At 63.4% G+C, this 26,572-nt stretch carries 24 protein-coding genes; 13 read left to right on the top strand and 11 right to left on the bottom strand.

The features are described from left to right. Window positions 1–101 precede the first annotated feature (101 nt). Complete coding sequence (locus tag C722_RS0112875; protein ID WP_017640889.1) at window positions 102–1,298, top strand: HDOD domain-containing protein; 1,197 nt, start codon at window positions 102–104, stop codon at window positions 1,296–1,298. Here C722_RS0112875 and C722_RS0112870 read toward each other — a convergent pair. The 6 genes from C722_RS0112870 to oscA all read right to left on the bottom strand — a co-directional run bounded on the left by C722_RS0112870 (window position 1,295) and on the right by oscA (window position 7,024). Continuing rightward, the gene (locus tag C722_RS0112870; protein WP_371099788.1) at window positions 1,295–2,806 is read right to left on the bottom strand and encodes a methyl-accepting chemotaxis protein; all 1,512 of its coding nucleotides are present in this window, start codon (window positions 2,804–2,806) and stop codon (window positions 1,295–1,297) included. The genes C722_RS0112875 and C722_RS0112870 overlap by 4 nt on opposite strands. A gap of 183 nt (window positions 2,807–2,989) precedes the next feature. Further along, window positions 2,990–3,958 carry a sulfate/molybdate ABC transporter ATP-binding protein gene (locus C722_RS0112865; protein ID WP_017640887.1) on the bottom strand — a complete coding sequence of 323 codons (969 nt, stop codon included), beginning with the start codon at window positions 3,956–3,958 and terminating at the stop codon, window positions 2,990–2,992. Window positions 3,959–3,964: 6 nt separating this feature from the next. Next, on the bottom strand, window positions 3,965–4,831 hold the full coding sequence (cysW, locus tag C722_RS0112860) for a sulfate ABC transporter permease subunit CysW (RefSeq protein WP_017640886.1): 867 nt from the start codon (window positions 4,829–4,831) through the stop codon (window positions 3,965–3,967). Window positions 4,832–4,840: 9 nt separating this feature from the next. Further along, window positions 4,841–5,653, bottom strand: coding sequence for a sulfate ABC transporter permease subunit CysT (gene cysT, locus C722_RS0112855; RefSeq protein WP_017640885.1), 813 nt, complete (start codon window positions 5,651–5,653; stop codon window positions 4,841–4,843). 106 nt (window positions 5,654–5,759) lie between these two features. Next, complete coding sequence (locus C722_RS0112850; RefSeq protein ID WP_017640884.1) at window positions 5,760–6,761, bottom strand: sulfate ABC transporter substrate-binding protein; 1,002 nt, start codon at window positions 6,759–6,761, stop codon at window positions 5,760–5,762. 77 nt (window positions 6,762–6,838) lie between these two features. Next, window positions 6,839–7,024, bottom strand: a complete 186-nt coding sequence (oscA, locus tag C722_RS0112845) for a sulfur starvation response protein OscA (RefSeq protein WP_017640883.1) — start codon at window positions 7,022–7,024, stop codon at window positions 6,839–6,841. 250 nt (window positions 7,025–7,274) lie between these two features. Between oscA and desA the strand changes: the two genes are divergently transcribed. From desA to C722_RS0112830, 3 genes are all read left to right on the top strand, one after another. Further along, on the top strand, window positions 7,275–8,468 hold the full coding sequence (gene desA, locus C722_RS0112840) for a delta-9 fatty acid desaturase DesA (protein WP_017640882.1): 1,194 nt from the start codon (window positions 7,275–7,277) through the stop codon (window positions 8,466–8,468). Window positions 8,469–8,581: 113 nt separating this feature from the next. After that, complete coding sequence (locus C722_RS0112835) at window positions 8,582–9,559, top strand: sensor domain-containing diguanylate cyclase (protein ID WP_017640881.1); 978 nt, start codon at window positions 8,582–8,584, stop codon at window positions 9,557–9,559. Window positions 9,560–10,368: 809 nt separating this feature from the next. Beyond that, a complete protein-coding gene (locus C722_RS0112830; protein WP_017640880.1) occupies window positions 10,369–11,748 on the top strand; it encodes an OprD family porin in 1,380 nt (459 codons plus the stop codon). A gap of 61 nt (window positions 11,749–11,809) precedes the next feature. Here C722_RS0112830 and aguA read toward each other — a convergent pair whose 3' ends face one another. Beyond that, window positions 11,810–12,907, bottom strand: coding sequence for an agmatine deiminase (aguA, locus tag C722_RS0112825; RefSeq protein WP_017640879.1), 1,098 nt, complete (start codon window positions 12,905–12,907; stop codon window positions 11,810–11,812). A 139-nt stretch (window positions 12,908–13,046) separates the two neighbouring features. Further along, on the bottom strand, window positions 13,047–14,423 hold the full coding sequence (locus C722_RS0112820; RefSeq protein ID WP_007160769.1) for a glutamine synthetase family protein: 1,377 nt from the start codon (window positions 14,421–14,423) through the stop codon (window positions 13,047–13,049). A gap of 406 nt (window positions 14,424–14,829) precedes the next feature. Here C722_RS0112820 and C722_RS0112815 point away from each other — a divergent pair, with 406 nt between their 5' ends. From C722_RS0112815 to C722_RS0112775, 9 genes are all read left to right on the top strand, one after another. Next, window positions 14,830–15,579 (top strand): gamma-glutamyl-gamma-aminobutyrate hydrolase family protein, encoded by a 750-nt coding sequence (locus C722_RS0112815; protein WP_017640878.1) that lies wholly within the window; start codon window positions 14,830–14,832, stop codon window positions 15,577–15,579. A gap of 34 nt (window positions 15,580–15,613) precedes the next feature. Continuing rightward, window positions 15,614–16,972, top strand: a complete 1,359-nt coding sequence (locus C722_RS0112810; protein ID WP_017640877.1) for a glutamine synthetase family protein — start codon at window positions 15,614–15,616, stop codon at window positions 16,970–16,972. Window positions 16,973–16,994: 22 nt separating this feature from the next. After that, window positions 16,995–18,353 (top strand): aspartate aminotransferase family protein, encoded by a 1,359-nt coding sequence (locus tag C722_RS0112805; RefSeq protein WP_017640876.1) that lies wholly within the window; start codon window positions 16,995–16,997, stop codon window positions 18,351–18,353. A 105-nt stretch (window positions 18,354–18,458) separates the two neighbouring features. Next, window positions 18,459–19,556 (top strand): polyamine ABC transporter substrate-binding protein, encoded by a 1,098-nt coding sequence (locus tag C722_RS0112800; RefSeq protein ID WP_017640875.1) that lies wholly within the window; start codon window positions 18,459–18,461, stop codon window positions 19,554–19,556. Window positions 19,557–19,705: 149 nt separating this feature from the next. Continuing rightward, window positions 19,706–20,764 carry a polyamine ABC transporter substrate-binding protein gene (locus C722_RS0112795; RefSeq protein ID WP_177323662.1) on the top strand — a complete coding sequence of 353 codons (1,059 nt, stop codon included), beginning with the start codon at window positions 19,706–19,708 and terminating at the stop codon, window positions 20,762–20,764. A gap of 54 nt (window positions 20,765–20,818) precedes the next feature. Beyond that, the gene (potA, locus tag C722_RS0112790) at window positions 20,819–21,973 is read left to right on the top strand and encodes a polyamine ABC transporter ATP-binding protein (protein ID WP_017640873.1); all 1,155 of its coding nucleotides are present in this window, start codon (window positions 20,819–20,821) and stop codon (window positions 21,971–21,973) included. Continuing rightward, window positions 21,970–22,878 carry an ABC transporter permease subunit gene (locus tag C722_RS0112785; RefSeq protein ID WP_017640872.1) on the top strand — a complete coding sequence of 303 codons (909 nt, stop codon included), beginning with the start codon at window positions 21,970–21,972 and terminating at the stop codon, window positions 22,876–22,878. Before potA ends, C722_RS0112785 begins: the two co-directional genes overlap by 4 nt. Then, window positions 22,875–23,771 carry an ABC transporter permease subunit gene (locus C722_RS0112780; protein WP_017640871.1) on the top strand — a complete coding sequence of 299 codons (897 nt, stop codon included), beginning with the start codon at window positions 22,875–22,877 and terminating at the stop codon, window positions 23,769–23,771. The genes C722_RS0112785 and C722_RS0112780 overlap by 4 nt, the downstream gene beginning before the upstream one ends. A gap of 128 nt (window positions 23,772–23,899) precedes the next feature. Continuing rightward, window positions 23,900–24,694, top strand: a complete 795-nt coding sequence (locus C722_RS0112775; RefSeq protein ID WP_017640870.1) for a thymidylate synthase — start codon at window positions 23,900–23,902, stop codon at window positions 24,692–24,694. Window positions 24,695–24,711: 17 nt separating this feature from the next. On the opposite strand, the gene C722_RS0112770 is transcribed toward C722_RS0112775, so the two are convergent. From C722_RS0112770 to C722_RS0112760, 3 genes are all read right to left on the bottom strand, one after another. After that, entirely contained in the window at window positions 24,712–25,206 is a 495-nt protein-coding gene (locus C722_RS0112770) for a gluconokinase (protein WP_017640869.1), read from the bottom strand. A 41-nt stretch (window positions 25,207–25,247) separates the two neighbouring features. Beyond that, window positions 25,248–26,111, bottom strand: coding sequence for an EamA family transporter (locus tag C722_RS0112765; protein ID WP_017640868.1), 864 nt, complete (start codon window positions 26,109–26,111; stop codon window positions 25,248–25,250). Between the two features lie 69 nt (window positions 26,112–26,180). Next, on the bottom strand, window positions 26,181–26,525 hold the full coding sequence (locus C722_RS0112760) for a hypothetical protein (protein ID WP_017640867.1): 345 nt from the start codon (window positions 26,523–26,525) through the stop codon (window positions 26,181–26,183). Between the last annotated feature and the right edge of the window lie 47 nt (window positions 26,526–26,572).

The raw sequence follows: 26,572 nt of genomic DNA, 5'->3' as shown, positions 1-26,572 counted from the left end.
CCGCCCTCCTGGAGGGCGGTTTTTCTGTGATGTACTTGGCATTATTTCTGCTTTGACGCATCATCCGCCGCTTCGCTTTCCTCAAGCAGGAGTGGGTTGGGATGCCGCCCCTGATACTCATCGTCGACGCCAATCCCTGGACCCGTGACCTGCTCAAGTCATTGGTGCTGGCCGTGCGCGCCGATGCCCTGGTGCATGAATACGGCCATGGCTATCAGGCCCTCGCCGAACTGGATCAGCGCAAGAGATGCGCCCTGATCATCGTCGAGCGACCGGCCGATTGCGACGGCCTCGACCTGCTGCGGCGCATCCGCCAGCGCGGTGCCCAGCCACTGCAGCCGGTGATCCTGCTGTCCGACCATTCCGATGCCGCCTATGTGCGCGCCGCCTTGCGCCTGGCACCAACGGCCTATCTGGTCAAACCCTATGCAGCGGAAGAGGTGTTGCGCCGTCTGCGCAGTCTGTTGCCACCTGCGGGAGACGCCGCTCAGGCAGCCAGTGCCGCGGCCCTGGGCTCGCTGGACGATCATCTGCAGCGCATGGCCGCCGAAATCGACGCCGTGCCGCTGTTCGCCGATCTGCCCGCTATCATCCAGCGCTGCCGCGAGAGCGAGAGCTGCAGCCTGGGCGAGCTGGAAACCGAATTCGGCCAGGATCCGCTGGTCACGGCGACCCTGATTGCCGCAGCCAACAGCGCCTCCCAGCGCGTCGGGCAGTCCTGCCAGACCCTCAGCCAGGCCCTACCGCGGCTGGGCGTCGGCTTTACGCTCAATCTGGTATTGGGCCTGAGTCTGCGACGGGCGACGCGTCTGACCGACCCGCTGCTGGCCACGCGCGCCGAAGGCTATCTGCACCTGGCCCAACGTGCCGCCGACTGCGCGCGTCTGCTGGCGCTGCGCTATGCGCGCGAAGACGCCGAGCGCTGCTATACCGCCGGTCTGCTCCATCGGCTGGGTGAGTTGGCCGTATTGCAAGGTGTGCAACGCTGGTGCGACGGGGGCGGCGTTCTCGAGGAGGCAGCGCTGGAGCGCGCTCTGCTGAGCTACAGCCTGGAGTTCTCCGCGGAATTGCAGCGGCACTGGCGGCTGCCGCTGGAGTTGCGCGAACTGGTGGCCGCGGTGCACAGCCTGCACGGCGTGTTGCCCAAGCCATCGCTGATCCTGCACCTGGCGGCGCAGGCGGCGAATCCCGCCCCGGGCGAGTCCCTCGAAACCCTGCTGGAGCACAAGGCCGGGCGCATGCTGGGGCTGGAGGCGGCGGTCTGGCAGCTGGCCGTCACCCAGCTCAAGCTAGGCTAGCGCGCCATATCGGGGCGATAGCCCAGGCGCAGTCCACCCCAGTGGCGGCCATTCACCAGGATCGGCACCGAGAGGTCGTGCATCACCTCGCCGGTGTCCCTCATATAGGTCTGCAACAGCAGGCGGCGCTGATGACTGCCGCAGCGCTTGCCGGTGCGATCGCTGAAGAGGCGCTTGCTGCGACTACGCGCCGTATCCACCGCCACATCGCCGGTGGGCGCCTGGGCGAAAGCGCGGTTGTGGGTAGGCACATAGCCCTCAGGCGTACAGGCGATGGCGAAGACCAGGCCGGGATGCTGGTCCAGCAGCGGCTCCTGGATCGCCGGTAGCACGCCATCGGTGTAGCTGTCGAAGCGGGTGCGGTACTTGGCCGGCTGGCTGCCGGGCACGGGCTGGTACTGGCGGTCGAAGAGGGCGTCCTGGGTGATGCGTCCGGCGGCCAGGTCTTCCTCGAAGCGGCGACCGATGGCATCCGCGCCCTGGCGCGCCAGTTCGAAGATGCGCTGGTGATAGCTGTCCAGGCCGACCTCGGCCAGGCGTTCGCTGCTGGCTTCGGCCATGTCCACCAATTCATCGGCGGCGCCGCTGAGGCGGCTGGTCTGACGCTCGCTGTCGGCGAGATCGCTGTGCACCTGCTCCACCGCCTGGGCCAGGCTTTCCAATTGGGCGAGATTGGCCGAGGTGCCCTGGGCGATGTCCGCCGCCTGGCGCTCGGCGGTCTGCGCCAGCTGGGCGATCTCCTGGAGGCCTTCGCCCGTGCGTTCGACCTGGCGCACGCCATCTTCCAGCGCCTGGGCCAGTTCCTGGATCTGCGCCACCACGGCCCCGGTCTGCTGGCCGATATCGGCCACGATCACGCCCACCTCGCCGGTCGCGCTGGAGGTCCGCGCCGCCAGGCCACGGACCTCGTCGGCGACCACCGCGAAGCCGCGCCCGTGTTCCCCGGCGCGCGCGGCCTCGATGGCGGCATTGAGCGCCAGCAGGTTGGTCTGGCTGGCGATGGCCTGGATGACCTCGGTGACCTGCTGGATCTTGTCGGTGCGGGCACTCAGACCCGCGATCAGTTCCCGACTCTGGCGGGCGTGCTCGCTGAGGGCGCGGATGGCGGCGATCGCTGAGTTCAGGGCTTCCCGACCGGCCTCGCTGCGCTGGTGCACCTGCTGCGCCACCGCCAGGGCCTGGCGGGCGCTGCCGGCGCTGTCGTGCTCGGTCTGGGTAAGGGACGTGGCGCTGCTGGAAATCTGTGCGGCCGTGCTGGCTTGAGATTGCACCCGGGCCGCCAGTTGCTGAGCGGCGAAGGCCACCCCGGCGATGGCCACGGCATTGCGCGCCGTACTGCGCGAAAGATCGCTGGTCAGTTCGTCGAAGGACTGGGCCGGAGCCGGCGGCGCGACAGGCTTGCGCAGCAGCAGTAGCCAAGGCCAGAGGGCCGCCACGAGAACCAGTCCCAGGCCGGCGGTGGAGGGCAGCGCCAGCCACTGCCAGAGCAGCAGCGCAGCCACGAGCATGGCCAGGTGAAGCGACAACACGACGGGCCAGCGCCTGGGCATGCGACCTCCTTGTGATTCGGCTCGATCAGTTACGAATGTGACGCGGATCAGCTTCGTCGATCATGGAGCCAGCTTTCCGGAGGTTGCAACCGCTGTCTGATCCAGGCGGCTACGACTTTGGTCTTAGCCGCCTGCTGCAGCTCAGGGCGTACGCGGCAGGAAATGCAGCGGCGCACCGCGTTGCAGACCGACCAGCGCCGGGTGGTCCTTGACCAGTTCCACCTCGATCACCTCGGTCTGCTCCGGCACCCTCAGGGTCACCCGGGTGATGGCCCCCAGCGGGCGAATGTCGCGCACCTCGGCGGCGTGATAACCCGGCCGTGGCTCGCGCTCCAGCTCCACCTCGTGCGGACGGAACAGCACCTCCTGCTCACCCAGCGCCAGGCGGTTGGAGTCCCCCAGGAAGTGGTAGACGAAGTCGCTTGCGGGTTGCTCATAGACCTCGCCGGGCGAGCCGACCTGCTCGATCTGCCCCTTGTTCATCACCACGATACGGTCGGCCACTTCCATGGCCTCTTCCTGGTCATGGGTGACGAACACCGAGGTCAGGTGGATCTCCTCGTGCAGCCGTGCCAGCCAGCGGCGCAACTCCTTGCGCACCTTGGCATCCAGGGCGCCGAAGGGTTCGTCGAGCAGCAGGATCTTGGGCTCCACCGCCAGGGCACGGGCCAGGGCGATGCGCTGGCGCTGACCACCGGAGAGCTGTTCGGGATAGCGGTCGGCCAGCCAGTCGAGCTGCACCATGTTCAGCAGTTCGTGCACCTTGCTGGCGATCTGCGCCTCGCTCGGCCGCTCCCGGCGCGGCTTCATGCGCAGGCCGAAGGCCACGTTGTCGAACACCGTCATGTGGCGGAACAGCGCGTAATGCTGGAAGACGAAGCCGACGTTGCGATCGCGCACGTCACGTCCGGAGACGTCTTCGCCGTGGAAGCCGATGTTGCCGGTGTCCGGTGCTTCCAGGCCGGCGATGATGCGCAGCAGGGTGGTCTTGCCGCAGCCGGAGGGGCCGAGCAGGGCGACCAGTTCGCCGCTCTCGATGTGCAGGTTGATGTCCTTGAGCGCCTGGAAGGCGCCAAACCTCTTGTTGATATCCTGGATCTCGATACTCATGGCGCCTTATTCCTCGTCACGGTGCTGCAGTTGGTGGCTCAGGCGACTCTCGCTCCACTGCCGCAGCAGCAGGATCACCAGGGCCATCATCAGCAGCAGGATCGCCACGCTGAAGGCGGCGACGATGTTGTATTCGTTGTAGAGAATCTCGATGTGCAGCGGCAGGGTATTGGTCAGGCCGCGGATGTGGCCGGAGACCACCGACACCGCGCCGAACTCGCCCATGGCCCGCGCGGTGCAGAGCACCACGCCATAGATCAGTGCCCACTTCACGTTGGGCAGGGTCACGTGCCAGAACAGTTGCCAGCCACTGGCGCCCAGCAGGCGCGCCGCTTCTTCTTCCTGAGTACCCTGTTCCTGCATCAGCGGGATCAGTTCGCGGGCCACATAGGGAAAGGTGACGAAGATCGTCGCCAGCACGATGCCGGGCACGGCGAAGACGATCTGCACATCGACGCTCTGCAGGTAAGGACCCATCAATCCCTGGGCGCCGAACAGCAGCACATAGATGAGACCGGCGATCACCGGCGAGACCGAGAAGGGCAGGTCGATCAGGGTGATCAGCAGACTCTTGCCGGTGAACTCGAACTTGGTGACGCACCAGGCCGCGGCCAGGCCGAAGGCCAGATTCAGGGGCACCGAGATGGCGGTGGCGAACAGCGTCAGCTTGAGCGCCGAGATCGCATCCGGTTCGCTGATGGCGTCCCAGAAGGCGCCGATGCCATTGGCCAGGCCTTGGCTCAGTACCATGTACAGCGGCAGCACCAGGATCAGTAGGAAGATCAGCCAGGCGCTGGCGATCAGCGCGATGGCCACCGGCGTGCGCTGCTTGTTGGCGCGCGCATCCGCCTTGGTCGACGTCATGAGGCTCATGCGGACTCCTTAGATGTTGGGCTGGATGCGGCGCTGCAGGATGTTGATCAGCAGCAGCATGACAAAGGACACCAGCAGCATGAACACGCCGATGCCAGTGGCGCCGGTGTAGTCGTACTGGTCCAGCTTGGAGACGATGAGCAGCGGCAGGATCTCGGTCTTGAACGGGATGTTGCCGGCGATGAACACCACCGAGCCGTACTCGCCCACGCCGCGGGCGAAGGCCAGGGCGAAGCCGGTCAGCCAGGCTGGCAACAGCGTCGGCACCAGCACATAGCGAAACACCTGCCAGGGGCGGGCACCCAGGCAGGTGGCGGCTTCCTCGATCTCCTTGGGGATGTCCGCCAGCACCGGCTGCAGGGTGCGCACCACGAAGGGCAGGGTGACGAAGATCAGCGCCAGGGTGATGCCGATCGGGGTATAGGCGATCTTGAAGGGAAACAGCGAGCCGATCAGGCCGTTGGGGGCATAGAGGGCGGTCAGGGCGATGCCGGCCACCGCGGTGGGCAGGGCGAAGGGCAGGTCGACCATGGCATCGATCAGCTTGCGCCCAGGGAACTCGTAGCGCACCAGCACCCAGGCCAGCAGGGTGCCGAGGATGCCGTTGACGAAGGCGGCGAGCAGGGCGGTGCCAAAGGACAGCTGCAGCGCGGCCAACACCTGGCGACCGGTGATCAGCGACCAGAATTGCCCTAGGCTCAGCTGGCTGGCATGGAGAAACATGGCGCCCAGCGGGATCAGCACGATCAGCGCGAGGTAGGTCAGGGAGAAGCCCAGGGTCAACCCGAAGCCGGGTATGACCGGGGAGAGACGGCGAGACATGAGGCGTCCTTCTGCAAGGCGCCCCGGCGATGCATTCGCCAGGGCGCAGAGGGGTGGAACGATACCTGTTCCGGGCCGGTCAGCGTGAGCCGTCCCGGCTGCGGTGCTACTTGTTGATGTCGGCGAAGATCTTGTCGAACACGCCGCCGTCGGCGAAGTACTTGGGTTGCGCCGCTTTCCAGCCGCCGAATTCCTGGTCGATGGTCACCAGCTTGACCGGCTTGAACTGATCCTTGAATTCCGCCGCCACCTTGGCATCGCGAGGACGATAGAAGTTCTGCGCGGCGATGCGCTGACCCTCGGGGCTGTAGAGATACTGCAGATAGGCCTCGGCCTGCTTGCGGGTACCCTTCTTGTCGACCACCTTGTCCACCACGGCTACGGGCGGCTCGGCCAGGATCGACAACGACGGGGTGACGATCTCCAACTGGTCGCCGCCTTCTTCCTTCAGGGACAGATAGGCTTCGTTTTCCCAGGCGATCAGCACATCACCCAATTGGCGCTGCACGAAGCTGATGGTGGCGCCGCGGGCGCCGGTGTCCAGCACCGGGGCGTGGCGATAGAGCTCGGTGACGAATTTCAGCGCCTCGGCATCGCTGCCGTACTTGGCCTTGGCATAGGCCCAGGCGGCGAGGAAGTTCCAGCGGGCACCGCCGGAGGTCTTGGGATTGGGCGTGATGACCTGGACGTCTTTCTTCACCAGATCGTCCCAATCCTTGATGCCCTTGGGATTGCCCTTGCGTACCAGGAAGACGATGGTCGAGGTGTAGGGGGTGCTGTTGTCCGCCAGGCGCTTCTGCCAGTTGGGGTCGACCAGTTGCTGGTGCAGGTTGAGGGCATCGATGTCGCCGGACAGCGCCAGGGTCACCACGTCGGCCTGTAGGCCATCGATCACCGAGCGCGCCTGCTTGCCGGAGCCGCCATGGGAATTCTTGATGCTCACGTCTTCGCCGGTTTCGGCCTTCCAGTGCTTGGCGAAGGCCGCGTTGTACTGCTGATAGAGCTCGCGGGTCGGGTCGTAGGACACGTTGAGCAATTCAACGGCATGGACCTGGGTGGCGAACAGGGCACCGGCCAGCGCGGCCAGAGCGAAACGGCGAATCGACATGAAAGGACTCCTTGACGTGAGAAAGCCGGACACCGTCTGGCGGGCACCGTGCCCGCTCGTCCGCTGACCTCGAGAATTCAATGCTTGTTGGCTTGGCCGCTCTGGGGCCGGAATTTTTCCTTGCGCTCGATCTGCACCACCTGACCGTTGTGCACGGTGATCTCGATGGCGCCGAATCTCAGCCCGCGCAAAGCCTGCTGAATATCGCGGAGCAGTGCGGTTTCGTCCTGGTTTTCCAGGCTGCGGAACGGAACGGAACTCATGGATGGCGTCCTCATGTGCAGAGGTGGGCGAAAGAGTGGTGCCATCTTAGGGGGCTGATCTTTATTTCTTAAAATTGCTAATAATGCTTTGTTTATTCGTTTTTAGAATTAACACTCTGTGAAGGACACGTTGTGTAGCAAAAGGGAGGGCTGGATTTATCACCCACCCTGGCAATAATGCGCGAACGCCTGTTCACTGAACTTTAGGTGACAGTTGCACTACACAACCCGCGCGAGGTCCTTTGCGTCCATGAGTTACAACGGCCTGCTCGACCTGTCGGTCTGGCAACTGGTGGTGGTCACCCTGCTGCTGACCCACCTGACCATTGTCAGTGTCACCGTCTACCTGCATCGCTACTCCGCCCACCGCTCGCTGGAATTGCATCCCGCGCTCAAGCACGCCTTCCGCTTCTGGCTGTGGCTGACCACGGCGATGAATACCCGTGAATGGACCGCCATTCACCGCAAGCACCACGCCAAATGCGAAACCGAAGACGACCCGCACAGTCCGGTGCACAAGGGCCTCGCCACCGTGGTCCGGCGCGGCGCCGAGCTGTACAAGGCCGAGGCGAACAATGCCGATACCCTGCGCATCTATGGCAAGAACTGCCCGGATGATTGGATCGAGCGCAAGCTCTACTCCAATCCCCGCACCCGCAACCTGGGTGTGGTGCTGTTGCTGTTGATCGACATCGCCCTGTTCGGCGCCCTGGGCCTCACCGTCTGGGCCGTACAGATGGTCTGGATTCCCTTCTGGGCTGCTGGCGTGGTCAATGGCCTGGGCCATGCCGTGGGCTATCGCAACTTCGAATGCCGCGATGCCGCCACCAACCTCATCCCCTGGGGCATCGTCATCGGTGGCGAAGAGTTGCACAACAACCACCATACCTATCCCAACTCGGCCAAGCTGTCGGTCAAGCGCTGGGAGTTCGACATGGGTTGGGCCTGGATCAAGCTGTTCACCTGGCTGCGCCTGGCCAAGGTCAATCGCGTCGCCCCCATCGCCCATCGCATCGAAGGCAAGGGTCAGCTGGATATGGATACCGCCATGGCCATCCTCAACAACCGCTTCCAGATCATGGCCCAGTATCGCAAGCAGGTGATCGGGCCACTGCTGCGGCAGGAGCGAGGCAGTGCCACGCCCTCCCAGCGCCCGCTGTTCCGTCGGGCGCGCGGCCTGCTGGCGCGGGAAACCAGTCTGCTCAAGGCCCGTCATCAGGTGCGTATCGATGAATTGCTCGAACACAGCCAGGCACTCAAGCTGATCTACGAAAAGCGCCTTGCGCTGCAGCAGATCTGGGCGCGGACCAGTGCCAACGGTCACGACATGCTGGCCGCGACCCGGCAGTGGATCGGCGAGGCCGAAGCCAGCGGCATCCAGTCGCTACGCGAATTCGCCGAACAGCTGAAAACCTATTCCTTGCGGCCGGCTGGAACCGCCTGAGAAAGGCTTCACAAAAGCCCACCGAAGCGGTGGGCTGCTCTATGCGGGGATTGAACCAGGCTGGTTTCAGCTGTCTCTAACTCCCTCAGGACCCCGCGTAGGCGCATGTGTATATGGATGAACAACTCTCTCTGTCTGCTCTTCCCACTCCGGAAGAGAATCTGCTGGCTCTCCTGCATTCGCGGGCCGAGACAGATCGCCTGCGTGACCGGGAGCAGCTGTTCAGCGCGCTGCTGGAAAGCGTCAACGCAGTGCTCTGGGCCCTGGACTGGCGCACTCGCCAGATCATCTATGTCAGCCCCGCCTACGAACAGATCTTCGGCCGCTCCCAGTCGCTGGTACTGACCGACTACAGCACCTGGCTCAATAATATCTACCCGGACGACCTCGAATACGCCCAGCGCACCTTGGAACAGGTGATAGAGCAAGGCGCCATAGAGTCGCGCGAATACCGCATCATCCGCGCCGATGGCGAAATCCGCTGGCTCAGCGACAAGTGCTTTGTCAGTCAACGCAGCGAGGCGGGCATGCCGCTCCTGGTGGTGGGCATCGCCGAAGACATCACCGACAAGAAGCGTATGGAGGAGGAGCTGCAGCGGCTCGCCACCACCGACGTCCTGACCCGCAGCAGCAATCGTCGGCACTTCTTCGAAAGTGCCCAGCGCGCCTTCGAATTCGCTCAGAACGAAGGCGAGCCGCTGGCCTTCCTGCTGCTCGACATTGATGACTTCAAGAAGATCAATGATCGCTTCGGCCACCAGATGGGCGACCAGGTGTTACAGCGTGTTGCCGAGTGCGGGGTCCAGACCACTCGTCGAGGCGATCTGTTCGGCCGCATCGGCGGCGAGGAATTCGCCCTCTTGTTGCCAGGTTGCGACAGCGACCTCGCACTGCAGATCGGGGGCCGACTACAGCGCGCCGTGCGCCAATTGGCCGTACCCACCGCCGAGGGGCCGCTGAAGGTCACCATCAGTCAGGGTGTCACCGTCCTGCGTGAGGGCGATGAGTCCCTCGACACTCTTTATGTACGGGCCGACGAGGCCATGTACAAGGCCAAGCGCCAGGGCAAGGATCAAGTCGTCCAAGGCTGAAGCCCTTGGCAGATGTTCCAGAGCCGTACCTCCAGGTCTGGCTCTCGGATACCAGCGTGCCAGTTCCGATCATGCCTAGCCTAGCCTAGCCTAGTCCTCGGTGCCCGGTAGCTTCATCCTCTCCCCAGTCAGCTGGCATGGACTCCTTTCTTCCCCCTCTTGCCCCGGCAGCCTGACGCTATCCACAGCTGTTTGTGGAAGCCGGCGAGTTGGCACCCGCTGAATGGAAAGTCTGTTTCCAAGCCGCTAACGCGTCGTAACCACTGTGATGCGGGATGTCAGGTTTCACGCGGCGGACGAGGCGTGTCATGTGCTGGGCGAGTCGGCCCTGGAAGCCGTAGCAAAAAATTACAAGTCCTTGAAGAGCGCAGGGAATTTCTCTGGATCCAGCATTCGATGACGGACTGCAAGGGTTTTCCAATGCCTTGAAAAGCCCGTCCTAGAGCGGAAAGTCGCAGGCTATGAGCTGGCCTTTTTTCAGGAAAAGGCCAGCCTTTCCGGTGCGGTATGCGGGGAAGGTTCCCTACAGCCATGACCGACCAGTCTAAGGGGAAGACCACAGAGCGGGTTTTCAACGAGGTATCGCTAGACGAAATGCTTTTTTGCAATTAGCTTTCGCAACGTGGAAGACGGTGGCAGGGGACCTGTGCTTGAAGTCGCAAATTAAAAGTCGACCAAGCCCGGGATAATTCTCCAAATTGAAACAAAAGCCCTCTAGCTTTCCCTTCCGCACGGCCCGTCGGGCATACCACCAGCAGACGCTGACACCTCTGGTGGCTGCATAACAACGATTCACCCCTGGAGCACACATGGTCAAGAAGCCACTGGTGGTCGCGGTCTCCGCGGCCTGTCTGAACCTGTCCCTCATTGCCGCCGCCAACGCTGCCGGCTTTATTGAGGACAGCAAAGCAACCCTGAGCCTGCGCAACTTCTACGAGAATCTCGATAACCGCAATGGCACCGCCAACCCGTCGACCAACCGGGAATGGGGTCAGGGCTTCCTGCTCAATTATCAGTCCGGCTTCACTCAAGGCACCGTTGGCTTCGGTGTCGACGCGATCGGCATGCTGGGTCTGCGTCTGGATGGCGGCGGCCGTGCCGGCAAGACCGACGGCTCCAATCAGCCGGGCACCATGTTCCCGCGTGAAACCGACGGCAGCTCCGTCGACGAATTCAGCACCGTTGGCGCTACTGCCAAGATGAAGATCTCCCAGACCGAATTGCGCTACGGCACCCTGATGCCCAAGCTGCCGGTCATCACCTTCAACGATGGTCGTATCCTGCCGCAGACCTTCCTGGGCGGTCAGGTGACCTCCAAGGAAATCAAGGACGTGACTCTGACTGCTGGTCAGATCGAACACGTCAAGGGCCGTGCTTCCAGCAACTACGAAGAAATGTCCATCGCGGGCTCCAACAGTGGTTCCACCGCGCGTGACAGCAACCAGTTCCGTTTCGCCGGTGCCGACTACAAGGTCACCAAGGACCTGACGCTGCAGTACTACTTCGGTCAGCTGGAAGATTTCTACAGCCAGCATTTCCTGGGTCTGACCCACAGCGTCAAGCTGGGTGAAGGTACCTTCAAGACCGATCTGCGCTACTTCGACAGCAACGGCGATGGCGCTAACAAGAATGCCGACACCCAAGGCGCGCTCTATGCGTCCAGCGGTTACTACGGCCGCACCGCCACTGGCGCCGTTACCCGTGGCGAAGTGGACAACCGTCTGTACAGCGCCCTGTTCACCTACTCGATCAAGGGCCATACCTTTGGCGCTGGCTACCAGGGTAGCAATGGCAACAGCGACTTCCCCTTCCTGAACCAGGGTGATGGCGCTTCCGCCTACATCATCACCGACCTGCAGATCAACAAGTTCGCCCGCTCCGGTGAAGACACCTGGCAAGCTCGCTACTCCTATGACTTCGGTCAGCTGGGTATGAAGGGTCTGACCGCCGGTATCATTTACCAGTACGGCGATAACATCCGCACCCGCAATGGCGACTACATGGAGTGGGAACGCGATCTGACGCTGAGCTACGTGGTCCCGGAAGGCCAGCTGAAAGGTCTGGGCTTCACCTGGCGTAACGCTTCGCTGCGCTCCGACCTGCCGGCAGCCAGCACCCAGGGCGTTCCGGGTCAGCGCGATCAGGACGAAAACCGCTTCATCGTCAGCTACACCCTGCCGCTGCTCTAAGCCGCGCTCAGGTCAGAAAAAAGCCCGTCGAAAGACGGGCTTTTTTCGTTTCCGCCGGAAATCAGCGGCCGGTCGGCTGCTGCTGGGTGATGCAGTGGATGTTGCCACCGCCCAGCAGGATCTCGCGTCCGGGGACCTGGATCACCTGGTGCTCCGGGAAGCAGGCCTGCAGGGTACGCAGGGCCTCGGCATCCTCGGGGACGCCAAAGGTCGGCGCTATGATGCCGCCGTTGACGATCAGGAAATTGACGTAGGAGGCGGCCAGACGCTCGCCAGCCCGGCGCGGCTGGGTACCCAGGCAGGCGTCTACGTCGCGGCATTCTTCCTCGCTGGCGAACAGCGGACCTGGGGTAACAATGCGGTGCACTTTGAGGGTGCGGCCGCGGGCATCGGTTTCACGCTCCAGCACGGCCAGGGCCTCGCGGCACCGGCCGTAGTTGGGATCAGCCTGGTCGTCGCACCAGCTCAGCAGCACCTCGCCCGGGCGCACGTAGCAGCAGAAGTTATCCACGTGGCCGTTGGTCTCGTCATTGTAGAGACCGTGGGGCAGCCAGATGACCTTGTCCACCGCCAGGTAGTCGCTCAAGTAACGCTCGATCTGCGCACGATCCAGGTGTGGATTGCGGTTGGCGTTGAGCAGGCATTCCTCGGTGGTGATCAGGGTGCCTTCGCCGTCGACATGGATGGAGCCGCCTTCGAGGACGAAGTCCGGGGTGCGATAGCCCGGCAGATTCTCGATCGCCAGGATCTTGCCCGCTACCTGGTCGTCGCGCTGCCAGGGAAAGTAGAGACCACCGTCCAGGCCGCCCCAGGCATTGAAGCTCCAGTCCACACCGCGCACGCCGCCCTGGTCGTCGCTGACGAAGGTCGGGCCGGAATCGCGGCACCAGGCGTCGTCATTGCTGATTTCCACCACCCGGATGTTCGGATGCTGCAGGCGGGCGCGGGCATTTTCGTACTGCTGCGCCGAGGCACCGATGGTGACCGGCTCGAAGCGGGCGATGGCCTGGGCCACGGCGGTGAAGGCCGCCTGGGCAGGCTTGCCGCCCAGGCGCCAGTTGTCCGGTCGCTCGGGCCAGACCATCCAGATCTGGCGCTGGTCGGCCCATTCGGCCGGCATGTGGAAGCCATCGGCACGCGGCGTGGTGAGGGTGGTCATGGCGAAGCTCTCCGTCCAGAGTCGTCGTGGGTGATAAAGGGAAAGATCGGCAGGGCGCCACGAGCGTGATTACGCGCAGGGCTCCGGCGGTACTGCAGCGCACCTGCCGACCGGTGCAGGACCGGTCGGCAGGCGGTGCTTACACGGTGTGCAGGTACCAGTTGTACTCGAGGTCGGAGATGGAGTGCTCGAACTCCTCCAGCTCGTGCTCCTTGCAGGCGACGAAGATGTCGATGTACTTCGGATCGATGTACTCCGCCATCACCGAGCTGTCGTCCAGGTAGCGCAAGGCATCGCGCAGGTTGTTCGGCAGGCTCTGCTCGTGCTGCTCGTAGGAGTTGCCCTCGGTGACCGGGCCGGGCTCGATCTGCCGGGTCAGGCCGTGGTGTACCCCGGCCAGGACGCCGGCCAGCAGCAGGTAGGGGTTGGCGTCGGCGCCAGCCACTCGATGCTCGATGCGGTGTGCCTCCGGCGTACCGGTGGGGACGCGCAGGGCGGTGGTGCGGTTGTCCAGGCCCCAGCTCGGGGCATTGGGCACGAAGAACTGCGAGCCGAAGCGCCGATAGCTGTTCACGTTGGGACAGAGAAAGGCCATGCAGGCGGGTAGGGTCTCGAGCACACCGCCGATGGCATGACGCAATGCGGCGTTCTGCTCGGGATCCTCGCCGGCGAAGATGTTGCGACCTTCCTTGTCCAGCAGGGAGATGTGCACATGCAGACCATTGCCCGCCTGGCCCGGATAGGGCTTAGCCATGAAGGTGGTGTCCATCTCATGGTCGTAGGCGACGTTCTTGATCAGGCGCTTGAGCAGTACGGCGTAGTCGCAGGCCTTGATCGGATCGGCGACGTGATTGAGGTTGACCTCGAATTGCGCTGGCGCCGATTCGGCGACGATGGCGTCGGCCGGAATGCCCTGGGCGCGGGCGCCGTCGATGATGTCCTGCAGGCAGTCGGCGTATTCATCCAGATCGTCCATGGAGTAGACCTGGACCGACTGCGGACGCTTGCCGGAAATGGGTGAGCGCGGCGGTTGCGGGCGGCCGTTGATGTTCTCCTGATCGATCAGATAGAACTCCAGCTCGAAGGCGGCGCAGACGGTGAGTCCGAGCTCGTCGAAGCGCTGGACGACCTGGCGCAGGACCTCGCGGGGATCGGCGAAGAAGGGCTCGCCTTCCATCTCGTGCATGGTCATCAGCAGCTGCGCGGTGGGGCGCTTCTGCCAGGGCTCCATGGAGAGGGTATCGGTGATGGGGAAACAGACGCGGTCGGCATCGCCGATGTCGAGCCCGAGACCGGTGCTTTCGACGGTGGAGCCGGTGATGTCGAGGGCGAACAGCGAAGCGGGGAGGTTGATTCCTTTCTCGAAGACTTTGGGCAGATTGTTGCGCTCGATGCGTTTGCCACGCACCACGCCATTCATATCCGCAATCAGAAGATCGACGAACTGGACCTCAGGGTGCTCCCTGAGGAAGTCGGTCGCTTCATCCAAACGAACGGCACGCGGGGGTACCGACATGATGAAACACCTTTGCTTTTGGCTGCGCTCGACAAAACGGTTAGCGCCTGATGCGCCTGTTTGCCCAGTGGGCCAACCGCAGTGAGGGCACGAGTGCCCGCTGTCGATCCGACAGCGACCTGAGAGTACGGTCTCGCCTGCGCTCCGACGCTTTGCCAGCGCCCCTGTTAAAAATATCAATCAGCGGAGTTACCACCCTGGAGTCAATCCGAAAGGCGGAGCAAAGTCAACTGGCGGAAAGCCTGCTCAGGGGTGGTGCGCAGGTGCCTGTTTTTGGCGCATTCATGAGCGCTAGAACGCCTCTGTTGCGCCGCTTCTGTGCAGAATCCCGAAACTTTTTACCGGTGGTTGTGAAAAATAACGAACAAGACTAGGCTCGGATGATTCCTGTTCAACCCGGTGCCCCATGTCCGCGCTGCCCCTCATAGGTGTCACAGCCTGTACCAGGCAACTAGGCCTGCATCCCTTTCACATCGCTGGCGACAAGTATCTGCGCGCGGTGGTGGAGGGGGCCGAGGGCATGCCGCTGGTGATTCCGGCCCTCGCCGACCTCATCGCCACCGAGACCCTGGTGGAGCGTCTGGACGGTCTGCTGTTCACCGGTTCGCCGTCCAATGTCGAACCTCGCCATTACCAGGGCCCGCCCAGCGAGCCCGGCACCCTGCACGATGCGGCGCGCGACGCCGTGACCCTGCCGCTGTTGCGCGCCGCGGTGGCTGCGGGCGTGCCGGTGCTGGGCATCTGCCGGGGCTTCCAGGAAATGAACGTGGCCTTTGGCGGCAGCCTGCACCAGAAGGTGCATGAGGTCGCTTCCCTCATGGATCACCGCGAGCGCGGCGAGACCCTGGAAGAGCACTATGGCTTGCACCATCTGGTCGAGGTCCAGCCAGGTGGCCTGTTCGAGACCCTGGATCTGCCGACGCGCTTCGAGGTGAACTCCATCCATGGCCAGGGTATCGAGCGCCTGGCGCCGGGGTTGCGCGCCGAGGCGCTGGCCCCCGATGGCCTGATCGAAGCCGTCTCGCTTCCCGAGGCCCGCGCCTTCACTTGTGGTGTGCAGTGGCACCCGGAGTGGAAGGTACGCAGTCACCCGGTCTATCTCGCTTTATTCAAGGCGTTCGGCAAGGCCTGCAAGGAGCGCGCTGCCGGTCGCTGATGCTGTTCACCCCGCTCGAACCTTCGAGGTCTTTATGAGCACCCCGCTTGACCGGCTCACCGCCTGGTTGAAAGAACGCAAGATCACTGAAGTGGAATGCCTGGTAGCCGACCTGACCGGCATCGCCCGCGGCAAGATTTCTCCCACCGCCAAGTTTCTCAACGAAAAGGGCATGCGCCTGCCGGAGAGCGTGCTCCTGCAGAGCGTGACCGGGGACTATGTCGACGACGACATCTACTATGAATTGCTCGACCCGGCCGACATCGACATGCACTGTCGCCCGGACGATCGCGCGGTGTTCCTGGTGCCCTGGGCGCTGGAACCCACCGCCCTGGTGATCCACGACACCTACGACAAGCGCGGCATCCCCATCGAGCTGTCGCCGCGCAACCTGCTCAAGAAGGTGCTCAAGCTCTATGCCGAGCACGGCTGGCAGCCCATCGTCGCGCCGGAGATGGAGTTCTACCTGACCAAGCGCAGCGACGACCCCGACTATCCGCTGCAGCCGCCGGTAGGGCGCTCCGGTCGCCAGGAAACCGGGCGCCAGTCCTTTTCCATCGACGCGGCCAACGAATTCGATCCGCTGTTCGAGGACATGTACGACTGGTGCGAGGCCCAGGAGCTGGATCTGGATACCCTGATCCACGAGGAAGGCACCGCCCAGATGGAGATCAACTTCCGTCACGGCGATCCGTTGCACCTGGCCGACCAGATCTTCGTCTTCAAGCGCACCCTGCGCGAGGCGGCGCTCAAGCACAACGTCACCGCCACCTTCATGGCCAAACCCATGACCGGCGAGCCCGGCAGCGCCATGCACCTGCACCAGAGCGTGGTGGATCTCAAGACCGGCAAGACGGTGTTTTCCAACCCCGATGGCAGCATGAGCGAGCTCTTCCTGCACCACATCGGCGGTCTGCAGAAATACATTCCCGAGGCGCTGCCGCTGTTCGCGCCCAATGTGAATTCCTTCCGCCGCTTCCTGCCCGACACCTCGGCGCCGGTCAACGTGGAGTGGGGTGAGGAGAACCGCACCGTGGGCCTGCGGGTACCGGATTCCGATCCGCAGAATCGCCGGGTTGAGAATCGTCTGGCCGGCGCCGATGCCAACCCCTATCTGGCCCTGGCCGCCAGCCTGCTGTGTGGCTACCTGGGCATGGTCGAGAACGTCTCGCCCAGCGCCCCGGTGCAGGGCCGCGGCTATGAGCGCCGCAACCTGCGCCTGCCGCTGACCCTGGAAGCCGCCCTGGAGCGCATGGAGCAGTCGGCCACCCTGGAGCGTTATCTGGGGAGTCGTTTCACCCGTGGCTACGTCGCGGTGAAGCGCGCCGAACATGAGAATTACAAGCGCGTGATCAGTTCGTGGGAGCGGGAATTCCTGCTGCTCAGCGTCTGACCGCGATTCAAGGAGAGGCTTCGTGACTACCTTTACCACCGCCCATTGGCAGGACCTGAGTCGTCGGCACCTGCTGGCGCCCTTCACCGACTATCGCCAGCTCAACGAGAAGGGCGCACGCATCATTACCCGTGCCGAGGGTGTGCACCTCTGGGACAGCGAGGGTCAGCGCATTCTCGACGGCATGGCCGGGCTCTGGTGCGTCAACGTCGGCTACGGCCGTGAAGAGCTGGTCGAAGCGGCCAGTCGCCAGATGCGTGAGCTGCCCTACTACAACCTGTTCTTCCAGACCGCCCACCCGCCGGCGCTGGAGCTGGCCAAGGCCATCGCCGAACTGGCACCGGAGGGCATGAATCACGTGTTCTTCACCGGTTCGGGCTCGGAGGCCAACGACACGGTGCTGCGTCTGGTGCGCCATTACTGGGCAACCAAGGGCCAGCCGGAGAAGCGGGTAGTCATCGGCCGCTGGAATGGCTACCACGGCTCGACCATGGCCGGCGCCAGCCTGGGCGGCATGGCGGCGATGCACGAACAGGGCGGTCTGCTGCCCGACATCGTGCATATTCCGCAGCCCTACTGGTTCGGTGAAGGTGGCGAGATGAGTCCGGAGGCGTTCGGCGTCTGGGCGGCCGATCAGTTGGAGCAGAAGATCCTCGAGGTCGGCGAAGAGCGTGTCGCCGCCTTTATCGCCGAGCCCATCCAGGGTGCCGGCGGGGTGATAGTGCCGCCGGAAAGCTATTGGCCGCGAGTGCGCCAGATCCTCGACAAGTACGACATCCTCTTCATCGCCGACGAGGTCATCTGCGGCTTCGGTCGCACCGGCGAATGGTTCGGTAGCCAGTACTACGGCAATGCCCCGGACCTGATGCCCATCGCCAAGGGGCTCACCTCCGGCTACGTGCCCATGGGTGGCGTGGTGGTACGCGACGAAGTGGTCAGGGTGCTCGACGAGGGTGGCGAGTTCTATCACGGCTTCACCTATTCCGGGCATCCGGTGGCCGCCGCCGTGGCCCTGGAAAACATCCGCATCCTGCGTGACGAAGGCATCGTCGACCGGGTTCGCAACGCCACGGCACCCTATTTGCAGAAACGCTGGGCCGAGCTGGCCGACCATCCGCTGGTGGGCGAGACCCGCGGGGTCGGCATGGTGGCGGCGCTGGAATTGGTGCGCGACAAGAAGACGCGGACCAGGTACGAGGGTGGGGCGGGCATGCTCTGCCGTGAGCACTGCTTCCGCAATGGGCTGGTGATGCGTGCGGTGGGCGATACCATGATCATCGCCCCGCCTTTGGTCATCACGCCGGAGTCCATCGACGAGCTCGTCACCCTGGCGCGCCTGAGTCTCGATCAGACCCATGCGGTGCTACGTCAACGTGGCTAATGGCCGGCAAGGCTTGAGCGCGGCGGCGGACCTTGCCAGACTGCGCGCGGGCGCTGGCCGCGCACCGAATCAAAAGACCAACGATGACTTGAGGAGCACCACCGCATGAATGTTTTTGGCAAGACTCTTCTAGCGCTGAGCCTGGCCGGCCTCTTTGCCGGCAACGCCTCGGCGGACCCCAAGGTCCTGCACGTCTACAACTGGAACGACTACATTGCCGAAGACACCATCGCCAACTTCGAGAAGGAGTCGGGGATCAAGGTGGTCTATGACGTCTATGACAGCAACGAGACCCTCGAGGCCAAGCTGCTGGCCGGTCGTTCCGGCTACGACGTGGTGGTGCCGTCCAACTCCTTCCTGGCCAAGCAGATCAAGGCCGGCGTCTACCAGCCGCTGGACAAGTCCAAGTTGCCCAACTACAGCAACCTGGATCCGCAGCTGATGAAGACCCTGGAAGTCAGCGATCCGGGCAACCAGTACGCCATCCCCTACCTGTGGGGCACCATCGGCATCGGCTACAACCCGGCCAAGGTCAAGGCTGCCCTGGGCGACAATGCCCCGGTGGATTCCTGGGACCTGATCTTCAAGCCCGAGAATCTCTCCAAGCTCAAGGGCTGCGGCGTGGCGGTGCTGGATTCGCCCACCGAGATCATTCCCGCCGGCCTGCACTACCTCGGCTACAAGCCGGATAGCCAGGATCCCAAGGAGATCAAGGCGGCCGAGGAGCTGTTCCTCAAGGTGCGGCCGTACATCACCTATTTCCACAGCTCCAAGTACATCTCGGACCTGGCCAATGGCAACGTCTGCGTGGCGGTCGGTTACTCCGGCGACATCGCTCAGGCCAAGGCCCGTGCCGCCGATGCCAAGAACGGCGTGACCGTGGCCTACAACATTCCCAAGGAAGGCGCCGGTACCTTCTTCGACACCATGGCCATTCCCAAGGATGCCGAGAACTCCGAAGGCGCGCTCAAGTTCATCAACTACCTGATGGAGCCCAAGGTGATCGCGGCGGTCAGCGACTATGTGCAGTATCCCAACGGCAACAAGGCGGCCACCCCGCTGGTGGCCGAAGAGATCCGCACCAACCCGGGGATCTATCCGACCCAGGAAACCATGACCAAGCTGTATGCCTTCCCGGATCTTCCGGCCAAGACCCAGCGTCTGATGACCCGTACCTGGACCACCATCAAGTCCGGCAAGTGAGTGCTGCCGCCGCGTGCGGCTGAAAGGACGGCACGCCGGAGTCGCTCCGGCGTGCCGTACGTCTGTATGGACCGCTGAAAGGGTGTCGTCGTCGATGCCCATCATGAAAGGAGCCGCCCGTGCTTTCGTTGCGTAAAACCCTGCTGGCCATGGCCACCCTGACCGTCATGGGAACCGCTGTCGCCGACCCGACGGTACGTGTCTACAACTGGAGCGATTACGTCGGCGAGACCACGCTGGATGACTTCCAGAAGGCCACCGGCATCACCCCGGTCTATGACGTCTTCGATTCCAACGAAACCCTCGAAGGCAAGCTGTTGGCCGGCCACACCGGCTACGACGTGGTGGTGCCTTCGAGCAACTTCCTGGCCAAGCAGATCAAGGCGGGCGCCTTCCAGAAACTGGACAAGAGTCAGCTGCCGAACTGGCAGAATCTCGACCCGGCCTTGCTCAAGCAACTGGAAAAGAGCGATCCGGGCAATCAATACGGCGTGCCCTACCTGTGGGGCACCAACGGCATCGGGTACAATGTCGACAAGGTCAAGGCCGCGCTGGGTACCGACAAGCTCGATTCCTGGGCCATCCTGTTCGAACCCGAGAACCTCAAGAAGCTGAGCAAGTGCGGCGTCTCCTTCATGGATTCGCCCGATGAGGTCTATCCGGCGGTACTGCAATACCTGGGACTCGATCCCAACAGCACCAACCCTGACGACTACAAGAAGGCCGAGGCACAGCTGCTCAAGGTGCGGCCCTACATCACCTATTTCCATTCCTCCAAGTACATCTCCGACCTGGCCAACGGCAACATCTGCGTGGCCTTCGGCTATTCCGGCGATGTCTTTCAGGCGCGTTCGCGTGCCGAGGAAGCGAAGAAGGGCGTCAACATCGGCTACGCGATTCCCAAGGAGGGCGCGAACCTCTGGTTCGACCTCCTGGCCATCCCCAAGGATGCCAAGAACGTGAAGGAGGCCCATGCCTTCATCAACTATCTGCTGCAGCCCGAGGTCATCGCCAAGGTTAGTGACTATGTCGGCTACGCCAACCCCAATCCCAAGGCGGGCGAGCTGATGAATGCCGAGCTGCGGCAGGACGAAACCGTCTATCCGCCTCAGGCGGTGATGGACAAGCTGTACGTCATGAAGGAGCTGCCCCCGCAACTCCTGCGCCTGGAAACCCGTAGCTGGACGCGGGTCAAGTCCGGCAAATAACCAACGCTAAGCGGACCGGCCCGGCCGGTCCCCGATTTTCCTGGGGAGATGTACATGGCGACCGCCACCAGTGCCTTCAAGAAAGCCGCCACCGGCGACAAGAAAGCCAAGGAAGTCCTGGTCAAGATCGACCGGGTCACCAAGAAATTTGACGAAACCGTCGCTGTCGACGACGTCTCCCTGACCATCAACAAGGGTGAGATCTTCGCCCTGCTCGGCGGCTCGGGTTCGGGCAAGTCGACCCTGTTGCGCATGCTGGCCGGCTTCGAGCGACCCAGTGAAGGGCGCATCTTCCTCGATGGCGAGGACATCACCGACATGCCGCCCTACGAGCGGCCGATCAACATGATGTTCCAGTCCTATGCGCTGTTCCCGCACATGAGCGTGGAGCAGAACATCGCCTTCGGCCTCAAGCAGGACAAGCTGCCCAAGGCCGAGATCGACGCCCGCGTGGCCGAGATGCTCAAGCTGGTGCACATGACCCAGTACGCCAAGCGCAAGCCGCACCAGCTCTCCGGTGGCCAGCGCCAGCGGGTGGCCCTGGCGCGTTCCCTGGCCAAGCGACCCAAGCTCCTGTTGCTCGACGAGCCCATGGGCGCCCTGGACAAGAAGCTGCGCTCGCAGATGCAGCTGGAGCTGGTGGAGATCATCGAGCGCGTGGGCGTGACCTGCGTGATGGTGACCCACGACCAGGAAGAGGCCATGACCATGGCCGAGCGCATCGCCATCATGCACCTGGGCTGGATCGCCCAGGTGGGCAGCCCCATGGACATCTACGAGACCCCGGCGAGCCGGCTGGTCTGCGAGTTCATCGGCAGCGTCAACATCTTCGACGGCGAGCTGACCGACGATGGCGCCGACCATGCCATCATCCACAGTCCGCAACTGGAGCGGCCGATCTACATCGGTCACGGCATCAGCACCCGCGCCCAGGAAAAGCAGGTCACCTTCGCCCTGCGGCCCGAGAAGCTGCTGATGGGCACCAGCCTGCCGGCGGATCACGAGCATCCCGACTACAACTGGTGCAGCGGCACCGTGCATGACATCGCCTACCTGGGTGGGCACTCGGTCTATCACGTCAAGTTGGGGACCGGGCCCATCGTCCAGTGCTTCATCGCCAACGCCGAGCGTCTCGGCAAACGACCCACCTGGGACGACGCCGTGGTGGTGTACTGGGAAGACGACAGCGGCGTGGTACTGCAAGCATGACCAGACCTCCCTTGCTCAAGCGCCTGCTCGATGGCCGCCGCCTGACCATTGGCGTGCCCTTCGTCTGGCTGTTCCTGTTCTTCCTGCTGCCGTTCCTGATCGTGCTCAAGATCAGCTTCTCGGTGGCGGACGTGGCCATCCCGCCCTATACCGAGCTGTTCAGCTACGCCGATCAGCAACTGGATATCGCGCTCAACTTCGGCAACTACCTGATGTTCGCCGGCGATCCGCTGTATCTGGATGCCTATCTCGGCTCGCTGAAGATGGCCGGCATCAGTACCCTGATCTGCCTGCTGATCGGCTATCCCATGGCCTATGCCATCGCCCGCGCCAGTCGCGAGAAGCAGACGGTGTTGCTGCTGCTGATCATGATGCCGACCTGGACCGCCATTCTCATCCGCGTCTATGCCTGGATGGGGCTGCTCTCCACCAATGGCCTGATCAACAGCTTCCTGATGAATCTGGGCATCATCAGCAGTCCGCTGCAGATGCTCAACACCAACTTCGCGGTGTACCTGGGGATCGTCTATTCCTACCTGCCGTTCATGATCCTGCCGTTGTTCGCCAACCTGGTGAAGCACGACCTGACCCTGCTGGAAGCCGCCGGCGACCTGGGTGCCAGTCGCTTCACCAGCTTCTGGAAGATCACCGTGCCACTGTCCAAGAACGGCATCATCGCCGGCTGCATGCTGGTGTTCATTCCGGCGGTGGGCGAATTCGTCATTCCCGAGCTGCTGGGCGGCCCGGAGACCCTGATGATCGGCCGCGTGCTCTGGCAGGAATTCTTCAACAACCGTGACTGGCCGGTGGCCTCCGCCCTGGCGGTGGTGATGCTGCTGATCCTGATCGTGCCCATCGTGCTGTTCAATCGCAACCAAGCCAAGGAACTGGAGGGCAAGCTATGAGAGGCCTCAAGTTCACCAACCTGATGCTGGTGCTCGGACTGCTGTTCATCTATCTGCCGATGGTCATCCTGGTCATCTACTCCTTCAACGAGTCGCGCCTGGTGACCGTCTGGGGTGGCTGGTCGGTGAAGTGGTACGTCGGCCTGCTGGACAACAGCCAACTGATGAGCGCGGTGTTCCGCTCCTTGGAAATCGCCTTCTACACGGCCATCTCCTCGGTGATCCTCGGCACCCTGGCGGCCTTCGTGCTGACCCGGATCCCGCGCTTCCGCGGCCGTACCGTGTTCGGCGGCATGGTCACGGCGCCGCTGGTGATGCCCGAGGTGATCACCGGTCTGTCGCTGCTGCTGCTGTTCGTCTCCATGGCGCAGTTGATCGGCTGGCCGCAGGACCGCGGCGTGACAACCATCTGGATCGCCCACACCAGCTTTTGTGCCTCCTATGTGGCGGTGGTGGTCTCTTCGCGCCTGCGCGAACTGGACCTGTCCATCGAAGAGGCGGCCATGGACTTGGGTGCCCGGCCCTGGAAGGTGTTCCTGCTGATCACCATTCCCATGATCGCGCCGTCGCTGGCGGCGGGTGGCATGATGTCCTTCGCCCTGTCGCTGGACGATCTGGTGCTGGCGAGCTTCGTGTCCGGTCCCGGCTCCACCACCCTGCCCATGGAGGTGTTCTCCGCGGTGCGCCTGGGCGTGAAGCCGGAGATCAACGCCATCGCCAGCCTAATCCTGCTGGCGGTCTCGCTGTTCACCTTCTTCGCCTGGTACTTCACCCGGCGTGCCGAGAAGAAGCGCCTGCAGGGGCTGCAGGAGGCCATGGACGCCACGGCCTCGGAGATCACCCAGCGCGAGCGCGAGACGGCGACTCTCACGGCGCCGCCGGCCAACAGCTAACAGCTAAACGACGAGAAGCGGCCTTCGGGCCGCTTTTTTTGTGCCCCGCTGCTGGCTGCGACAAGCGCGACCGCTCCCGCAGGGCGCGATTTGATACCATTTGGCTTTTGCCAGGTAGCGCTCCCGCCATGAAACAGTACCTCGACCTGATGCGCCACGTGCGCGAACACGGCACCTTCAAGAGCGACCGCACCGGCACCGGGACCTACAGCGTCTTCGGCTACCAGATGAGATTCGATCTGGCCGAGGGCTTTCCCCTGGTCACCACCAAGAAGTGCCATCTCAGATCCATCATCCACGAGCTGCTATGGTTCCTGCAGGGCGAGACCAACATCCGCTATCTCAAGGACAACGGCGTCTCCATCTGGGACGAGTGGGCCGACGAGAATGGCGAACTGGGCCCGGTCTACGGCTACCAGTGGCGCAGTTGGCCGGCACCGGATGGTCGCCATATCGACCAGATCGCCGGGGTAGTGGACATGATCCGCGCCAAGCCCGATTCACGCCGCCTGATCGTCTCGGCCTGGAATCCGGCGCTGGTGGACGAGATGGCCTTGCCGCCGTGCCATGCGCTGTTCCAGTTCTATGTCGCCGATGGCCGCCTGAGTTGCCAGCTCTACCAGCGGTCCGCCGACATCTTCCTCGGCGTGCCCTTTAATATCGCCAGCTATGCGCTGCTGACCCTGATGGTGGCGCAGGTCACCGGGCTGCAACCGGGCGAATTCATCTGGACCGGCGGTGATTGCCACCTCTATGCCAATCACCTGGAGCAGACCGATCTGCAGCTGACCCGCGAACCGCTGCCGCTGCCGACCATGAAGCTCAATCCAGCGGTACAGGACCTGTTCGCCTTCCGCTTCGAGGATTTCGAGCTGGAAGGCTATCAGGCCCATCCGCACATCAAGGCGCCGGTCGCGGTCTGACGCCGTGCTCGCAGCCCTCAGGCGCTGCGGTCGTGCTCCAGCACCTCGTCCACCAGTTGCTCCGGCGACTGGCGCACGTCCAGCACCTGGGCCTCCAGGTGGTCGGGCGCTTCCAGGGTATCGAGTTGGCTCTGCAACAGCTTGGGATCGAAGAAGTGCCCACGGCGGCTGCCGATACGCTCGGCGAGCAGCTCCGGGGAGCCCTTGAGAAACAGCAGACGCACACCTTCGAGGCCGTTCAGCAGGCGATCTCGATAGACTTTCTTCAGCGCCGAGCAAGCGAACACCCGGGTGGTGCCCTCGGCCCGCGCCTGCTGCATGGCATCGTGGATAGCATCCAGCCAAGGCCAGCGATCCTCGTCGGTGAGGGCGATACCCTTGGCCATCTTGTCCTTGTTGGCCTGGCTGTGAAAGGTGTCGGCATCGTCGAAACGGCAGCCTAGTCGGCTGGCCAGGAGTTCGCCCAGGGTGGTCTTGCCACTGCCCGAGACGCCCATTATCAGATAGATCATCGTCGGTACTCCGCGTGAGGATTCGCCTCGTTATAGAGTCCCTAGAGCGGCGTTTGCTCCGGGGTCAGACGGCTGCTCCAGGTGGCGCCGATCGAGGCGGCGATGATGCAGGCGAGCGCGAACCATTGGGCGACACCCAGGATCTCGCCGAGGAACACCCAGCCGGAAAGGGCGCCCAGCGCGGGTTCCAGACTCATCAGGGTGCCAAAGGTCGAGGCCGGCAGGCGGGTGAGCACGACCATTTCCAGGGCATAGGGAATGGCCGTGGACATCAGTGCCAAGGCCAGTGCCAGTGGCCAAATTTCCGGTTGCAAGAGATTGCTGCCGCTATGAACGATGCCGATGGGCAGGATCACCAGGGCGGCGATGGAAGCGCCAAAGGCCACCGTGCCGGTGCCATGGACCGCGCCCGCGCGCTTGCCCAGCACGATGTACAACGCCCAGCAGGCGCCGGCACCCAGTGCCAGGCTGGTACCGAGGGGATCCAGCGCCGAGGCGTTGTGACCGAAGGGCAGGAGCACGGCCAGGCCAGCGACTACCAGCACGATCCACAGCAGGTCCAGCCAGCGGCGCAGGGCGCACAGCGCTACCACCAGGGGGCCGACGAATTCCAGGCCGACGGCGATGCCGATCGGCAGGCGCTGCATGGCCATGTAGATGGTCAGGTTCATCACGCCCATGGCGACGCCATAGCCCAGTAGACTGCCCAGCGCTTCGCGGCGGAAGTTGCGCCAGGGACGCAGCACGATCAGCAGGACCAGGGCGGCGAAGATCAGGCGCAGGGTGGTGACACCCACCGGGTCGAGGCGCAGGAACAGCGTCTTGGCCAGACTCGCGCTGGTCTGGATCGAGGTCATGGCGACCAGCAGCAGGGCGACGGCGAACAGCGGCGAACGGGCGGACATTGGCTGAGCTCAACAAGCGGGCCCGCCAGCATAGGTCATCCTATCTGTGCTGCAAGGATGGCTGCGACCTCAACGTGTTTTGGAGCGCAGATGCAGTTGCTCCGCGCCTTCGCGGTTTTCCCGGACCTGCTCGATGAAGCGCTGCTGCTCTTCGCGCTGGGCCACCTGCACGCATTGCGCGTAGCCCGCGTCCCAGCCCTGCTGATAGGGTTTCTCCGCGACGAAGCGGCGCGCATCCTTGTGTTCGTACCCAATGCCATTGACTGCCTGCTTGCCGGTCTGGCAGCCGTCGCTGAAGCCGTCGGCATAGGCCGGCGGATAGCCTTTGGCAATCAGTTGGTCGTGATAACTGGTGCAGGCCGCGAGCGCGGACAGCAGGAAGAACAGCGGAATGAAACGACGAGAGCCAGCCATGGGGCCTCCTCACGGGATCCTACGACTGATCCCCCTATAGAAAGCTT

This window comes from Pseudomonas sp. 313, assembly GCF_000316965.1.
Classification (GTDB): Bacteria; Pseudomonadota; Gammaproteobacteria; order Pseudomonadales; family Pseudomonadaceae; genus Chryseomonas; species Chryseomonas benzopyrenica.
Note: the sequence above shows the minus strand (reverse complement) of the source record. Positions and strands in the feature narration are given on the sequence as shown.

Excerpts from the sequence above, each read along its gene's own strand:
- C722_RS0112770 (WP_017640869.1), bottom strand. The coding sequence starts at position 25,206 with ATGATCTATCTGATAATGGGCGTCTCGGGCAGTGGCAAGACCACCCTG.
- oscA (WP_017640883.1), bottom strand. The coding sequence starts at position 7,024 with ATGAGTTCCGTTCCGTTCCGCAGCCTGGAAAACCAGGACGAAACCGCA.
- C722_RS0112850 (WP_017640884.1), bottom strand. The coding sequence starts at position 6,761 with ATGTCGATTCGCCGTTTCGCTCTGGCCGCGCTGGCCGGTGCCCTGTTC.
- C722_RS0112865 (WP_017640887.1), bottom strand. The coding sequence starts at position 3,958 with ATGAGTATCGAGATCCAGGATATCAACAAGAGGTTTGGCGCCTTCCAG.
- C722_RS0112870 (WP_371099788.1), bottom strand. The coding sequence starts at position 2,806 with ATGCTCGTGGCTGCGCTGCTGCTCTGGCAGTGGCTGGCGCTGCCCTCC.
- potA (WP_017640873.1), top strand. The coding sequence starts at position 20,819 with ATGGCGACCGCCACCAGTGCCTTCAAGAAAGCCGCCACCGGCGACAAG.
- C722_RS0112830 (WP_017640880.1), top strand. The coding sequence starts at position 10,369 with ATGGTCAAGAAGCCACTGGTGGTCGCGGTCTCCGCGGCCTGTCTGAAC.
- cysW (WP_017640886.1), bottom strand. The coding sequence starts at position 4,831 with ATGAGCCTCATGACGTCGACCAAGGCGGATGCGCGCGCCAACAAGCAG.
- C722_RS0112815 (WP_017640878.1), top strand. The coding sequence starts at position 14,830 with ATGTCCGCGCTGCCCCTCATAGGTGTCACAGCCTGTACCAGGCAACTA.
- C722_RS0112785 (WP_017640872.1), top strand. The coding sequence starts at position 21,970 with ATGACCAGACCTCCCTTGCTCAAGCGCCTGCTCGATGGCCGCCGCCTG.
- cysT (WP_017640885.1), bottom strand. The coding sequence starts at position 5,653 with ATGTCTCGCCGTCTCTCCCCGGTCATACCCGGCTTCGGGTTGACCCTG.
- C722_RS0112795 (WP_177323662.1), top strand. The coding sequence starts at position 19,706 with ATGGCCACCCTGACCGTCATGGGAACCGCTGTCGCCGACCCGACGGTA.
- desA (WP_017640882.1), top strand. The coding sequence starts at position 7,275 with ATGAGTTACAACGGCCTGCTCGACCTGTCGGTCTGGCAACTGGTGGTG.
- C722_RS0112875 (WP_017640889.1), top strand. The coding sequence starts at position 102 with ATGCCGCCCCTGATACTCATCGTCGACGCCAATCCCTGGACCCGTGAC.
- C722_RS0112765 (WP_017640868.1), bottom strand. The coding sequence starts at position 26,111 with ATGTCCGCCCGTTCGCCGCTGTTCGCCGTCGCCCTGCTGCTGGTCGCC.
- C722_RS0112835 (WP_017640881.1), top strand. The coding sequence starts at position 8,582 with ATGGATGAACAACTCTCTCTGTCTGCTCTTCCCACTCCGGAAGAGAAT.
- C722_RS0112800 (WP_017640875.1), top strand. The coding sequence starts at position 18,459 with ATGAATGTTTTTGGCAAGACTCTTCTAGCGCTGAGCCTGGCCGGCCTC.
- C722_RS0112820 (WP_007160769.1), bottom strand. The coding sequence starts at position 14,423 with ATGTCGGTACCCCCGCGTGCCGTTCGTTTGGATGAAGCGACCGACTTC.
- C722_RS0112810 (WP_017640877.1), top strand. The coding sequence starts at position 15,614 with ATGAGCACCCCGCTTGACCGGCTCACCGCCTGGTTGAAAGAACGCAAG.
- C722_RS0112780 (WP_017640871.1), top strand. The coding sequence starts at position 22,875 with ATGAGAGGCCTCAAGTTCACCAACCTGATGCTGGTGCTCGGACTGCTG.
- aguA (WP_017640879.1), bottom strand. The coding sequence starts at position 12,907 with ATGACCACCCTCACCACGCCGCGTGCCGATGGCTTCCACATGCCGGCC.
- C722_RS0112760 (WP_017640867.1), bottom strand. The coding sequence starts at position 26,525 with ATGGCTGGCTCTCGTCGTTTCATTCCGCTGTTCTTCCTGCTGTCCGCG.
- C722_RS0112775 (WP_017640870.1), top strand. The coding sequence starts at position 23,900 with ATGAAACAGTACCTCGACCTGATGCGCCACGTGCGCGAACACGGCACC.